Raw genomic sequence first — 13638 nt, forward strand, 5'->3', positions numbered from 1 at the left:
AAGCTTGGGTCGCGGAGACGTCCGCGAGAAACACCACGCAACGGGACCGTTCGTCCATGGAGATCGTCGCCTACCGCCCCGAACACGCCGAGGCGTTCCGCACGCTGAACGAGGCCTGGATCGGCAAGCACTTCACCCTGGAGCCAAAGGACCGCGAGGTGCTGGAGGACCCGGAGGGCAAGATCCTCGCCAAGGGCGGCCGGATCTTCATGGCCCTGGACGGCGGCCGGCCGGCTGGCTGCGTCGCGCTCCTGAAGATGCCCGACGGCGGCTATGAGGTGGCCAAGATGACGGTGGCCGAGGGGCTTCGCGGCTCCGGCCTGGGCCGTCGCCTGATGCAGACCTGCATCGACGAGGGGACGGCGCTGGGCGCCACGCGCCTCTACCTGGAGACCAATTCCGCCCTGGCGCCCGCCCTGGCGCTCTACCGGGCCATGGGGTTCAAGGAACTCACGGGCTGCAGCACGGAGTATGCCCGCTGCGACGTCTGGATGGAGCGGGGGCTGTAGGCGCTCCTCCCGCTCGCGTCGGAAGAAGTTGCGAATGACTCGCAACTGCAATAGCGTCGGCTTCGAGGATGGAGCTGGCGATGGATGCGTTCGAGACGGACCTGACGTGCGGCGAGCGGCTGGTGCTGTGCGGGCTCAGGCTGATGGCGGCAGACGCCGCCTGCACCACGCTGCAGCCCCGGTTCGACGAGGCCTGCGGCTGCGCCGGCGGCCAGGCGCTCCGTGGGTTGGAGGTGTTCGTCCAGCAGCTTCGGCGGCATGGCCGGCGGAAGATCCAGGTGAGCCCGCCGGCGCCGGGCCGGCCGACGGCGGACGAGCGGCTGGTGCTGCAGGTGTTCGCGTCCGCCCAGGCCGACGACTACCGCAGCGTCGATGCGGCGCTGGCGCAGCTGATCGACGACGAACCGCCCGGCGCGCTGGGCGCGGCGGCCTGCCTGGTCGCCGAGGCCTTCCAGATGAACGGCCTGGTCCTTCCGGTAAGGATCAGTTCTGGGTCGCCAGGACGACGCCCAGCAGAACCGCCACCCAGTGCGTGGCCGCCGCGGCCACCACATGGCCATGCCAGATGGCCCGGGAGAACTTCAGGCGCTTGTTGACGTAGAAGATCACGCCGGTGGAGTAGAGCACCCCGCCGCTGGCCAGCAGCGCGAGCGCGTACCAGGCGAGGTTGTCGATCATCGGCCCGAGCGCGATGACCACCATCCAGCCCAGCAGCAGGTAGACGACCACCCAGACCTTCCGGTCGAGGCCCTTCAGAAACAGCTTGCCGAGCGCGCCCACCGTGGCGACCGACCAGACCGCCGTCGTCATTCCCCAGCCCCAGGCGCCGGGGAGGCCAAGCGTGAAGGGCGTGTAGGAGCCGGCGATCATCAGGAAGATGCCGGCGTGGTCCAGCCGGCGCAGCGGCGGCCGGTAGCGGTGGTGGGCGAAGTTGTAGGCCAGCGAGAAGGCCAGCATGGCGATCACGCCGGCCGCATAGATCGAGACCCCGACGATGGTGCTGATCCGCCCGGCCATGACGGCCAGGGTCAGCAGCACGACGCCGCCCACGAGGGCGAGCGTCAGGCCGATAATGTGTACGACGAGGTCGGCGCATTTCGCGCCGGGCGTCGGGTAGTGGCGGGGCGGCTTGGCGGCGGCGGACGTGGCGGGCGTGACAGTCATGGGACACCTATAGCGCCTCCACGTGTCACGCTGATGGCGAAGCCGTCTAGTCCTCGCGGACGCGCTTCTTGCGGAAGCTCGGGTTGAGCACCTTCTTGCGCAGCCGGATGTTCTTCGGCGTCACCTCGACCAGTTCGTCCTCCTCGATGTAGGCGATGGCCTGTTCGAGGGTCAGCTTGCGCGGCGGGGTGAGGCGCACGGCCTCGTCCTTGCCGGAGGCGCGGACGTTGGTGAGCTGCTTGGCCTTCATCGGGTTGACGTCGAGGTCGTCGGACCGCGAGTTCTCGCCGATGATCATGCCCTGGTAGGTCTTCTCGCCCGCGCCGACGAACATCGTCCCGCGCTCTTCCAGGTTCCACAGGGCGTAGGCCGCCGTCTCGCCGTCGGAGTTGGAGACCAGCACGCCCTTGCGGCCGGCGTCGATGGGGCCCTTGTAGGGTTCGTAGTGGCTGAACACGCGGTTCAGCACGCCCGAGCCGCGGGTGTCGGTCAGGAACTCGCCCTGGTAGCCGATCAGCGAGCGCGACGGGCTCATCAGGCTGATGCGCGTCTTGCCGGCGCCCGACGGACCCATGTCCTTCAGCTCGGCCTTACGGGCCGACAGCTTCTCGATGACGATGCCGGTGAACTCGTCGTCCACGTCGATCATCACGTCCTCGATGGGCTCCAGGCGCTCGCCGGTCTCCGGGTCGGTCTGGAAAACCACGCGCGGGCGGCTGATGGAGACCTCGAAGCCCTCGCGGCGCATGCCTTCGATCAGCACGCCGAGCTGCAGTTCGCCGCGGCCGGCGACCTCGTAGGCGTCCTTCTCGGCGGTCTCGGTGACGCGGATGGCGACGTTGCTCTCGGCTTCCTTCTGCAGGCGCGCGGCGATCACGCGGCTCTGCACCTTGTCGCCTTCGCGGCCGGCCAGCGGGCTGTCGTTCACCGACACCGTCATGGAGATGGTCGGCGGGTCGATCGGCTGGGCCGGCAGGGCCTCGGTGACCTCCATCGCGCAGAGCGTGTCGGCCACGGTGGCCTTGGACAGGCCCGCGATGGCGACGATGTCGCCGGCCTCGGCGCCCTCGTCGATCGGCTGGCGCTTCAGGCCGCGGAAGGCTAGGACCTTGGTGATCCGGCCGCGCTCGATCTCCTTGCCGTCGCGCGACAGGGCGTGGATCGCCATGCCGGGGACCGCCTTGCCGCTCTCGATCCGGCCGGTGAGCAGGCGGCCCAGGAACGGGTCGCTCTCGATCAGCACCGACAGCATCTGGAAGGGCTCGTCCTTGCGGGCCTCGGCCTTCGGCGGCGGCACGTGGTCGACGATCAGGTCGAAGAGGGGGGGCGAGGTTGTCGTTGGGCTTGGCGAGATCCATCGTCGCCCAGCCGTTCTTGCCCGACGCATAGATGTGCGGGAAGTCGAGCTGCTCGTCCGTCGCGCCCATGGCCGCGAAGAGGTCGAAGGCGTCGTTCAGCACGCGGTCCGGATCGGCGTGGGCGCGGTCGACCTTGTTCAGGCAGAGGATGGGGCGCAGGCCCATCTTCAGCGCCTTGCCGAGCACGAACTTGGTCTGCGGCATGACGCCTTCCTCGGCGTCGACCAGCAGGACGCAGCCGTCCACCATGCCGAGGATCCGCTCCACCTCGCCGCCGAAGTCGGCGTGGCCGGGGGTGTCGATGATGTTGATGCGGGTCTCGCCGGCCTTGCCGTGCCAGAGCACCGAGGTGCACTTCGCCAGGATGGTGATCCCGCGCTCGCGCTCCTGGTCGTTGGAGTCCATGGCGCGCTCCACCGTCGCCTCGTTGGCGCGGAAGACGCCGGACTGGGCGAGCAGCTGGTCGACGAGCGTGGTCTTGCCGTGGTCGACGTGGGCGATGATGGCGATGTTGCGGAGCGACATGGGGCGGGGAAGATCTTCGGTCTTTTGAGAAAGGCGGGCTTGTAGGCGAGTGGCGAGGCATCCGCCAGCCACAGTTCGCAACCGCGACGGCGCGACGCTGCGGCGCCACAGGGGCGGCAGCGCCTGTTTTGCGGTGCAAAAGCGAATGGGACGCGTCGCATACTAACACTAAGCGACGGAATTATGTCGGGAAATTTCCTGTAACGCTTCGTGATAGCGTAATCTGTACGCCGTCAGCTTGCCTTTTTGTGCAGCGCACTCTATATCGATTGTTGTGAGGCGTCGCTGACGCCTCTGCCCTTCCTGGGCGTTTCCTCCCTAATGAACTAGCCGCGCCTTCTGGCGCGGCTTTTTTTGGTCCGGCCGGCGGATCGCCCCGGCTCAGCCGCGCAGCGCGCTCCAGTCGGCGGCCGCCAGCGTGCGGGTGAGGGCCTCGATATGGCTCTTGAGCGTCTCGAATCCGGCGGTGGGCGAGAGGCTCGCCTCGTCGAGGTAGAGCGCCCGGTTGAGCTCCACCTGCAGCGCATGCACCCGCCGTCCCGGCCGGCCGTAGTGCTCGGTGGTGTAGCCGCCGGCGTAAGGCGTGTTCCGCGCCACCCGGTAGCCCAGCGCCTCGAGCTCCTTCTCGACCCGGGTCGGCAGCAGGCCGGCGCAGGCGGCGCCGAAGCGGTCGCCCAGCACGATGTCGCAGGGCCGGTCGCGCCCGCCGGCGGCCGGGCCGCCGCCGGCATGGAATGCCAGTCGATCAGGATCGCGAAGCCGTGGGCCGCGTGCGCCTCGGCGATCAGGCCGGCCAGGGCGGCGTGATAGGGCCGGTGCGCGCCTTCGATCCGGCCGCGGGCCTCGGCGAAGGTCAGCTTGCGTGCATAGATCTCCTGGCCTTCCGAGACCACGCGGGCGATGGCGCCCAGGCCCGCCGCGACCCTGGCCGTCCGCGCCCGGGCGAACTCCGGCAGTTCGTCGGCGAACATGTTGGGGTCGAGTTCGAAGGCCTCGCGGTTCAGGTCGATGTAGGCCCGCGCGTAGCTGGCGCTGATCGTCGCCGCGCCGAGCCGGGGCGCCGCCTCGATCAGGTCGTCGACGAAGGCGTCCTCCGAACGGCGGATGGCCAGCGCGTCGAGCGCGGCGGCGGCCATCATGTCGTCGGGGTAGAGGCGGCCGGAATGGGGCGAGGCGAACACCAGGGGGCGTCGGCGGCGGAACGCCGTCTCGAGCCGCCCGGCGGATTTCGAAGGCCGCGTGGCGCGGGCGCGCATCCTCGGCGATCGGCTCCCAGGCGTTCATGGGGGGCATAGAAGGCCCAGCCGCCGCATTAGGTCAAAGGGTTCATCGCGAGTTTACGCTTGAGGGCTTATGGTTTTCTCTTCCTGACCGAGACCTGATCGCCGCGCCCATGCCCCGCATCCTGCTTGCCGAAGACGACGATTCCCTGCGCGGCTTCCTCGCGCGCGCGCTGGAGCGCGCCGGCTATGACGTCGTGGCCTGCGCCGACGGCGACGAGGCGGCCGCCGTGCTCGACCAGGACTGGGACCTGCTGCTGACCGACATCGTCATGCCCGGCATGGACGGCATCGAGGTGGCCCGCCAGGCCGCCGCCCGCCACCCGGGCCTCCGGATCATGTTCATCACCGGCTTCGCCGCCGTCGCGCTGGCGGCCGGCGAGCAGGCGCCTCCGGGCTCCAAGGTGCTGAGCAAGCCCATCCACCTGCGCGAGATCGTCTCCGAGGTGGAGCGGATGATCGCAGCCTGAAGGCGACGCTTGCACCCGGCGAGGCGCGCCGTTATATCCCCGCCTTCCCGACGACCGGACCGGTTTGGACGTGTAGCTCAGCGGGAGAGCACCTCGTTGACATCGAGGGGGTCACAGGTTCAATCCCTGTCACGTCCACCATCCCTTTCAAAGACTTAGAGAAGCGGCAGCCCTAGCCCGGCCAGCCCAGCCGCATGGCGGCCAGCGCCCCGGCCCAGGCGGCGACGGCGACCAGCAGCACGCCCGGGATCACCCGGAGCGCGAAGTCCCGGCCCCCGGCGGTGGCGGCGAGGATCACCTTGGTCGCCGAATTGGTGGTGAAGGCCGCCAGGATCGGCCAAATGGCCTCGTCGGGCGTCATCCGGCCAGCCGCGACCAGCGAGGCGATGGAGATCGCCGGGGCGTGGGTGTCCACGAAGCCCGCCAGGCCCGCCGCTACGATGACGCCCGCCTCGCCGAACCATTCCCGCGCCGCGGCCGACAGCAGCATGACCACCGCGAGCGTGGCGGCGAACACCAGCGCCGTCTTCACGCTGAGCGGGTTGCCGGCATGGTCGCCGTCCTGCGGCGGCGACTTCAGCGCCAGCAGGGTGAACACCGCGCCGTAGAGCGCGGCGACGACGCCGGCGAACACCAGGGGCATGGCCATGGCCATCAGCACCGGCTGGCTGGTCGCCCCGAGCACCGCCGCCATCTGCAGGACCGTGGCCACCGTCGAGAGCACCGCGCCCGCCACCGCGGCGCCGAGGATCCCCTGGACCGCGGCGGCCTTGGCCCCCATGGCCCCGATGGTCGCCGAGCTTGAGACGAAGCCCGAGGCCAGGCCGGATATCGGCAGGCCGAAACGGGGACCGAGCAGGCGGGTGGCGAGGTAGCCCGCCGCCCCGATCGCCAGCACGAGGACTACGAGCCTCCAGATCTTCCACGGATTCAGCGCCCCGAACGGACCCATGGGGGGCGTTCGGCAGCAGCGGCAGGACGACCACCACGGCGGCCGCCAGGATCAGGGCGGAGCGGACCTCCTCCTCGGTGAGCACAGAGCCGGCGAACCGGTGCAGCCGTGCCTTGCTGGCCAACAGCAGGGCGGTGACCACGCCGACCGATCCGGCCGCGGCCGGCTGGGTCATGGCCAGGCCGCCGAGCAGCAGCGTCAGGACCATGGCGACCTCGGTCGTCAGGCCGAACCCCGCGCCCGGGATCGCCCGCCAGTAGCTGAGGCCGACGAAGGCGCCGACCAACAGGGCAGCCGCCAGCAGCAGGGGGACGCCGCCGGCCATTGCGGCCACCGCCCCGGCGAGCGCGGTGATGGCGAAGGTCCTGAGACCGCCCGGCGACGCGCCGTCCTGTTCGGCCTTGGCCCGCTCGCGTTCGATGCCGATCAGCAGCCCGATTCCGAGCGCCACGATCAGATTGATGGGCGTCTCCGTCTCCACCCGGTCCTCCTCCAGGCCCCGAGCCTAGCGCGCCGAACCGCGGAGCGACTACGAAATCCTCCGGTCGCGGCGCATCGCAGAATCCGAGCGCCGAAGGCTCTTGCCGTAACGGCAATGCCTTGCCCTGTCGGGTGTTGCGCGGGCGCCGCTTTCAAATAGCCGCGTTGTCGGAACACGAAAATCCATGTGGCGCAGTTGAAACAAATGCGCCGTAGTGGGCGGACTCAGGCGGCCCGCGACCCCTTAAGGGGCGGAGAGGGCGCCGAGGGGGAGGATACTCAATGACCAGAACCGGGTTCTTCTGCAGCGCGTCGACCATCGCCGCGCTCGCGTCCTTCGCCGTGGCCGGGCCCGCCGCCGCCCAGGCCGTGCAGGCCGCCGGCCAGCAGTCCGGCACGACCGTGGGCGAGGTGGTCGTCACCGGCTCCTTCATCCGCGGCACGCCCGAGGACGCCGCCCTGCCGGTGGACGTGATCGGCGCCGACGAGCTCGAGAAGCAGGGCTCGCCGTCAACGCTGGAGCTGATCAAGAACCTGCCGGCGTCCAACGGCGTCATCGGCGACACCAACCAGTTCGACGGCCGCGCCCAGGGCGCCGAGGGCGCGGCGACGGTCAACCTGCGGGGGCTGGGGGCCTCCCGCACGCTGATCCTGTTCAACGGCCGGCGTGTGGTCATCGCGCCCATCGGCCAGGGCGCGCCGGACGTGAACCTGCTGCCGTCGGCCGCCATCGGCCGGATCGAGGTGCTGAAGGACGGCGCGGCCGCCACCTACGGCTCGGACGCCATCGGCGGCGTGGTCAACTTCATCACCCGGCGCAATTTCGACGGCCTGGAAATCAACGGCTCGTACCGGATGATCGACGGGTCGGACGGCGACGACTGGACGGCCCAGGCGGTGTGGGGCAAGGACTTCGGCGCGTTCAACGTGATGCTCACCGGCGGCTACCAGCACCGGTCGGAACTCTCGGTCCGCGAGCGTGACTTCACCCAGGTCAGCTATTTCGACAGCCCGGAAACCGGCTATTCGACCGGCAACGCGGTCACCGCCTTCCTGCCGCTGATGAACACCGCGACGGGCGGCTTCACGCCGGCCGCCGGCCTGCAGCGCGACGCCGGCTGCGCCCCGCTCGGCGGGACGCCCACCTTCAGCGGCACGACGCCGGCCTGTGCCTTCAACTACACGCCCTACGACAACCTCGTGGAGGAGGAGAACCGCTTCCAGCTCTACGGCGAGATCAACTGGGACATCGCCGAGGATCACCGGCTGCACATCGAGGGCCTCTATTCGGAGACCGACACGCCGCAGTGGGCGACATCGCCCTCCTACCTCGCCCTGCAGTCGCCGACCTCCACCACCAGCCCGGCGGTCGCCTCCGGCCTCGCCGCCGGCTACTTCGTGCCGTCGACCAACCCGGGCTTCGCGCTCTACCGCCAGCAGAACCCGACCCAGATCCCCTCCTTCGCCACCGGCGCCTACCTTCCCGGCGTGCTCTACCGGCCGCTGAGCTTCGGCGGCAACCCGCTGTTCGGCGACAACTCCTCGCGCGGCAGCCGCAAGTACGAGGCCTTCCGCCTGTCGGCCAGCCTGGCCGGCGAGTTCGGCAACGGCATCGGCTACGACGTGGCCGCCACCTACATGACCGACAACCTCGTGCGCATCGGCTACGACGCCCTCGTCAGCCGGCTGCAGCTCGCGCTCCGCGGCCTCGGCGGCGAGGGATGCAGCCCGACCACCGGCACGCCCGGCGTCGGACCCTGCCGCTGGTTCAACCCGTTCTCCAACGCCATCCAGTCGAACGTCCTGACGGGTCAGACCAACCCGAACTACAGCGCCGCGGTGGCCAATGATCCGGAACTGATCCGCTGGTTCTTCCAGCCGACCGGCTCGGACCTCACCACCAAGCTGTTCGTCGTCGACGCCGTCCTGAACGGCGAACTCGGCTGGGAGCTCGGCGGCGGGGCCGTCGGCTGGGCGCTCGGCGCGCAGTACCGGAAGGATCAGTTCGAGGGGAAGTATGACGCCCTCACCGATCTGACCGTCACCCCCTGCATCGACACGCCGGTGAACGGCTCGACGAACTGCACCGTGCGCAACGGGCCGTTCCTGTTCCTCGGCGGCGCGACGCCGTCGGACCTGAAGGGCGACGTCTGGGCCGGGTTCGGCGAAGTCAGCCTGCCGTTCACCGACTCCATCCAGATGCAGCTCGCCGCGCGCTACGAGGACCACGGCAGCGGGGTCGGCTCGACCTTCAATCCGAAGGCCTCGGTGCGCTGGCAGTTCAGCGACCTTCTGGCCGCCCGCGGCAGCGTCGGCACCACCTTCCGGGCTCCGCCGCTCACGTCGCTCGACCCCGGCCAGGTGACCAGCCTGCAGTTCCTGGGCGGCGCCTTCCGGGCGGTGGACATCATCGGCAACCCGGACCTGGAGCCCGAGGAGGCGACCACCTACAACATCGGCCTGATCGCCAGCTCCGGCGGCTTCACGGCCACCATCGACTACTGGAACTTCGACTTCGACAACCCGCTGGTCACCGAGCCGGTGGGCGGCATGTTCTCGACCATGTTCCCGACGGGCGCGGGGACCGGCAACTGCGGCAACCCGGCGTTCGCCGCGCTCCAGTCGCGGTTCGTGTTCGGCGCCGGCGGCGTCTGCTCGGTGGCCAACCTGTCCCGCATCCGGACCTTCGTGGTGAACGGGCCGAAGGTGAAGACCAACGGCATCGACGTCCTGGCCAACTACCGGATGGACGACGTCTGGGGCGGCAGCGCGGCCTTCGGCGTCACGGCGACCTATACCAACGAGTACAGTGTCGGGGCGACGACCGTGGAGGGCGTGGTGGTGTCGCCGGCCTTCGAGGGCGTGAACCACCTCAACTACCAGACCCAGATCGTGCCGGTGCCCGACTGGAAGGGCACGGCCTTCGCCGAATACACCATGGGGCCCCACAACATCCGGGTGCAGGTGAACCACATCGCCAGCTACATCGACCAGCGGACGTCGCCCTTCCCGCCGAACGTGGTGCAGAACGCCACGGGCGCGACCCAACTGCGCTCCAACGAGGGCCGGAAGATCGACGCCTTCACGACGGTTGACGCGGCCTGGCGCTACCAGGCGCCGTGGGACACCACCTTCGTGTTCGACATCGACAACCTCCTCGACGAGGACCCGCCGTTCGCCCGCCTCGACCTGGGCTATGACCCGTTCACGGCCAATCCGCTCGGCCGGACCTTCAAACTCAGCGTGACCAAGCGGTTCTGACCGCCGGGCCTCCGGACCCGAAAGGGGCGTCGCCGCGACCGTGGCGGCGCCCTTTTTTCGTCATTCCGCCGGCGTCGCGGCATTTCTGCAACAGCCGCAACCTTATCGCCGATAACCGAAACAGCGGTATGCGGAATTGCGGGGCCCCAGAGCCGATTTTTTCGAATATCAAGTACGTTTATCGCGTGTTGCGGGATCGAAGCAGGGGTACGGAGTTGCCCCAGCGTCACCGTGCTTTTTCGAGCAATATCAACGCGGTTCGGAATTGTTGCCGCGAACGCCCAACGTCATGCACCAGCACCGAAAGCGCTGGACGGATGGCGTTGCGCTGCCGGATGATCCTTCGTGTTCGGGGCGTCAGCTTCCGCGTCAGATGGGAGCGGCGGACCCCATGACGGGGAGGAAACCCATTATGACCAGAAGCCATTATTTCACCGGCGGCTCGACCTTGGCCGTCGCCATTACCCTTGGGCTCATCGCGCCCGCCGCCGCCCAGCAGGCTCCGCGCGCCGCGGAAGTCGAAGAGGTGGTGGTCACCGGCTCATTCATCGCCGGCACGCCCGAGGACTCCGCCATGCCGGTGGACGTGATGTCCACCGAGGACCTGCAGGAGCAGGGCTCGCCGACCATCGTCCAGCTCGTGAAGACGATCACCGCCTCGCAATCGTCGCTCGGCGAATCCAACCGCTACAACGGCGGCGCGGGCACGGCGACGATCAACCTGCGCGGCTTCGGGGCCCAGCGGACCCTGACCCTGATGAACGGACGCCGGCTGGCGGACAGCCCGGCCGCGGCGTTCCAGGGCGGCGGCGCCAACCTGAACTCGATCCCGACCGCCGCCATCGGCCGCATCGAGATCCTCAAGGACGGCGCGGCCGCGACCTATGGCTCCGACGCCATCGGCGGGGTGGTGAACTTCATCACCCGCAAGGACCTCGACGGCCTCGACGTGGACGGCGAATATGCCCTGATCGACGGCTCGGACGGCGACTGGAACGCCAACGTCGCCTGGGGCAAGCAGTTCGACAACGGCAACGTCCTGCTCACCGCCGGCTACCGCCACCGCTCGCGGCTCGACATCCACGAGCGCGACTATGCGCTGAAGCCCTTCGACTTCGCGGGCTCGTCCGGGGCGGCCGGCTTCACCGGCGCCTCGAACCCCGGCTTCTTCGTCGCCGGCGCCACGGCCTTCCGCGACAACGGCTGCGAAGAGCTGGGCGGCACGCTGACCCGCTCGATCACCTATCAGAACCCCCTGGCCGGACAGCCGAACCAGGCCCCCACGGTCGCCTTCGCGGTGCCGACCGGCCCGCAGCTTCCGGCCACCTCCGGCACCGCCACCGGCTGCCGCTTCCAGTTCTCCAACTTCAACGACCTGGTGAACGAGGAGGACCACTACAACCTCTACGGCGAGGTCAACTTCGATCTCTCCGAGAACATGAGCTTCCACGGCGAGGTCGCCTGGGCGAAGAACGACACGCCGGTCCAGCGCCTGTCGCCCGCCAACCTGACGGCGCAGTACCCGTCCCGGGTGTCGGACGGCGGCACGTCCTATTCGCCGACCGCCGGCAGCGGCCCGAACCTGTCGGTGCCGTTCAACGTGCCGGTGAACAACCCGGGCCTGCTCGCCCTGATCAACGACTGCCGCGCCCCGCTGACAGCGACCGAATGCGCCGCGATCCGGGCGGGGGCGTTCTCCACGGTCGGCGCCCAGCCGGGGCGCCGGGCGGCGCGCGCGGGGTGGACATCGTTCAGCTCGGCTGGCGGGCGGTGGCCTTCGCCGGCCATCCGCTGAACCCGGACAAGGCGGACCACCAGAGCATCGTCAACGACGCCTTCCGGATTTCCGGCGGGCTCAAGGGCTCCATCTTCGGCGGCGTCAACTACGACACCGCCGTCACCTACATGGAGCAGAAGAACACCTCGAACACGAACGACATCCTGGTGAAGAACCTGCAGCTCGCGCTGCGCGGCTTCGGCGCCAAGGCCGACGATCCGGGGGGCTGCACGGCGGCGGAGACCGCCAACTTCACGACCGGCGCCGGCAACGCGGCGCTCGGCTGCTACTTCTTCAACCCGTTCACCAACGGGGTGCAGACCAGCGCGGTGAACGGCGCCGCCAACCCGTTCTTCAACGCCGCGGTGGCCAACGATCCGCAGGTCGTCCAGTGGCTCTACGGCAACTACACCAATGTGCTCACCAACCAGATCCTGGTGCTGGACGCGGTGTTCTCGGGCGAGACGGGCCTCGAGCTCAGCGGCGGGCCGGTGGCCTGGGCGGCCGGCGGCCAGTACCGCTACAACCGCGAGATCCGGAAGTACGGCGCCCTCTTCAACGCCGACGAGAACCCCTGTCCCGACCGTCCGGCCTGCGCCGACGAGACCGGGCCGCTGCAGTTCTTCGGCTCGAACACCGACCGGGACGACGACGCCAACGTGAAGGCGATCTTCGGCGAGCTGCAAGTGCCGGTCACGGACGCCTTGAACATCAACCTCGCCATCCGGCACGAGGAATTCCAGGGCAACATCGGCTCGACAACCAATCCGAAGATCGCCGTGAAGTGGCAGGTGGCGGACTTCCTGGCGCTCCGCGGCAGCGCGAGCACAACCTTCCGGGCGCCCGGTCCCGGCCTGACCGGCTCGGGCTGTAACAACGGGGTGCGGGTGCTTGGCAGCGCCTACCGGGCGTTCCAGAGCTGCGGCAACCCCAACCTCAAGCCTGAGGAGGCCGACACCTTCAACATCGGCGCGATCGTCGAGGTGAACGGCTTCTCGGCGACGGTCGACTACTTCAACTTCAAGTTCAAGGACGAGATCATCGAGGAGAGCGGCTCGCGCCTCTACGCCACGATGTTCCCGAACGGCACGAACGTGAACTGCAACCAGCCGGCGTACGCGTCGCTGCAGGCCCGCTTCACCTTCGCGGGCGCCTGCGGCGCTGCGAACGTGGCGCGGCTGCGCAGCTTCGTGGTCAACGGCCCGAACACCGACACGTCCGGCATCGAGGCCCGCGCCCAGTACGCCTGGGACGGCTGGTTCGAAGGCAGCTGGGCCGTCGGCGGCGAGCTCACCTACCTGATCGAGTACAAGCGCGGCGCCATTCCGCTCCTCGAGGACCCGGGCATCACCATCGCGCCCGCCGAGGACCGGGCGGGCCTGTCGGACGTGCTGAACGACTTCTTCTCGTATCCGCAGATGAAGGCCAACGGGTTCGCGACCTTCAACCGCGGGCCGTTCATGTTCCGCTGGCAGCTCCGCTATGCGGAAGGCACCTCGCCGGCCTTCGGCTCGCCGTTCTTCATCACGGTGCCGGACGCCAGCGCCACGACGGTGCCGGCGGCGGGCACGGCCTGCCCGACCAACGCCTGCGGCGGCCGGCGGCTAGAAGCGGTGGGCAAGTCGGACGACTACTGGCAGCACGACCTGATCGGCCGGTGGGAAGCGCCTTGGGACACCACCATCACCGTCAGCGTCCAGAACCTGTTCGACGAGGACCCGCCCTATGTGCCCTCGCCGTACAACTACGACCTGACCCAGGGCAATCCGCTGGGCCGGGTGTTCGAGATCGGCTTCCAGAAGCGCTTCTAAGGCGTCACGGACAGCAGGGAGGGGCGCCGGGCCTGAGGGTCCGGCGCCCTT

The 13638-nt window shown here is 69.1% G+C and carries 8 protein-coding genes, 1 tRNA gene and 3 pseudogenes; 7 read left to right on the forward strand and 5 right to left on the reverse strand.

Annotated elements, in window-relative coordinates; all coding sequences use genetic code 11:
* The first annotated feature begins 56 nt into the window (after positions 1–56).
* Entirely contained in the window at positions 57–509 is a 453-nt protein-coding gene (locus LRS04_RS08905; protein WP_257816051.1) for a GNAT family N-acetyltransferase, read from the forward strand.
* An 80-nt stretch (positions 510–589) separates the two neighbouring features.
* A complete protein-coding gene (locus LRS04_RS08910) occupies positions 590–1105 on the forward strand; it encodes a hypothetical protein (RefSeq protein ID WP_257816052.1) in 516 nt (171 codons plus the stop codon).
* On the opposite strand, the gene LRS04_RS08915 is transcribed toward LRS04_RS08910, so the two are convergent.
* The 3 genes and pseudogenes from LRS04_RS08915 to LRS04_RS27765 form a co-directional block, all read right to left on the reverse strand.
* Complete coding sequence (locus tag LRS04_RS08915) at positions 993–1673, reverse strand: hemolysin III family protein (protein ID WP_257816053.1); 681 nt, start codon at positions 1671–1673, stop codon at positions 993–995. The genes LRS04_RS08910 and LRS04_RS08915 overlap by 113 nt on opposite strands.
* 46 nt (positions 1674–1719) lie before the next feature.
* Positions 1720–3556, reverse strand: a pseudogene (typA, locus tag LRS04_RS08920) (translational GTPase TypA).
* A gap of 381 nt (positions 3557–3937) precedes the next feature.
* Positions 3938–4840 (reverse strand): annotated as a pseudogene (locus LRS04_RS27765) (N-formylglutamate amidohydrolase).
* Positions 4841–4949: 109 nt separating this feature from the next.
* Here LRS04_RS27765 and cpdR point away from each other — a divergent pair.
* Positions 4950–5306: a cell cycle two-component system response regulator CpdR gene (cpdR, locus tag LRS04_RS08930; RefSeq protein ID WP_257816054.1), complete on the forward strand. Its 357-nt coding sequence runs from the start codon at positions 4950–4952 to the stop codon at positions 5304–5306.
* Between the two features lie 66 nt (positions 5307–5372).
* Positions 5373–5447, forward strand: a tRNA-Val gene (locus tag LRS04_RS08935).
* 31 nt (positions 5448–5478) lie between these two features.
* Here the strand turns inward: LRS04_RS08935 and LRS04_RS08940 are convergent.
* Together LRS04_RS08940 and LRS04_RS27770 are read right to left on the reverse strand one after the other, a co-directional pair.
* Positions 5479–6258: a DUF4010 domain-containing protein gene (locus tag LRS04_RS08940; RefSeq protein WP_257816055.1), complete on the reverse strand. Its 780-nt coding sequence runs from the start codon at positions 6256–6258 to the stop codon at positions 5479–5481.
* Positions 6259–6415: 157 nt separating this feature from the next.
* A pseudogene (locus LRS04_RS27770) lies at positions 6416–6739 on the reverse strand (MgtC/SapB family protein); the annotation flags it as partial.
* 281 nt (positions 6740–7020) lie between these two features.
* Here LRS04_RS27770 and LRS04_RS08950 point away from each other — a divergent pair.
* The 3 genes from LRS04_RS08950 to LRS04_RS08960 all read left to right on the forward strand — a co-directional run bounded on the left by LRS04_RS08950 (position 7021) and on the right by LRS04_RS08960 (position 13587).
* A complete protein-coding gene (locus LRS04_RS08950) occupies positions 7021–9999 on the forward strand; it encodes a TonB-dependent receptor (protein ID WP_257816057.1) in 2979 nt (992 codons plus the stop codon).
* A 412-nt stretch (positions 10000–10411) separates the two neighbouring features.
* Positions 10412–11794 (forward strand): TonB-dependent siderophore receptor, encoded by a 1383-nt coding sequence (locus LRS04_RS08955; RefSeq protein ID WP_257816058.1) that lies wholly within the window; start codon positions 10412–10414, stop codon positions 11792–11794.
* Positions 11740–13587, forward strand: a complete 1848-nt coding sequence (locus tag LRS04_RS08960; protein WP_257816059.1) for a TonB-dependent receptor domain-containing protein — start codon at positions 11740–11742, stop codon at positions 13585–13587. Before LRS04_RS08955 ends, LRS04_RS08960 begins: the two co-directional genes overlap by 55 nt.
* The last annotated feature ends 51 nt before the right edge of the window (positions 13588–13638 follow it).

This window comes from Phenylobacterium sp. J367, from assembly GCF_024699985.1.
Lineage (GTDB): Bacteria > Pseudomonadota > Alphaproteobacteria > Caulobacterales > Caulobacteraceae > Phenylobacterium.

Excerpts from the sequence above, each read along its gene's own strand:
- LRS04_RS08905 (WP_257816051.1), top strand. The coding sequence starts at position 57 with ATGGAGATCGTCGCCTACCGCCCCGAACACGCCGAGGCGTTCCGCACG.
- LRS04_RS08910 (WP_257816052.1), top strand. The coding sequence starts at position 590 with ATGGATGCGTTCGAGACGGACCTGACGTGCGGCGAGCGGCTGGTGCTG.
- LRS04_RS08915 (WP_257816053.1), bottom strand. The coding sequence starts at position 1,673 with ATGACTGTCACGCCCGCCACGTCCGCCGCCGCCAAGCCGCCCCGCCAC.
- cpdR (WP_257816054.1), top strand. The coding sequence starts at position 4,950 with ATGCCCCGCATCCTGCTTGCCGAAGACGACGATTCCCTGCGCGGCTTC.
- LRS04_RS08940 (WP_257816055.1), bottom strand. The coding sequence starts at position 6,258 with ATGGGTCCGTTCGGGGCGCTGAATCCGTGGAAGATCTGGAGGCTCGTA.
- LRS04_RS08950 (WP_257816057.1), top strand. The coding sequence starts at position 7,021 with ATGACCAGAACCGGGTTCTTCTGCAGCGCGTCGACCATCGCCGCGCTC.
- LRS04_RS08955 (WP_257816058.1), top strand. The coding sequence starts at position 10,412 with ATGACCAGAAGCCATTATTTCACCGGCGGCTCGACCTTGGCCGTCGCC.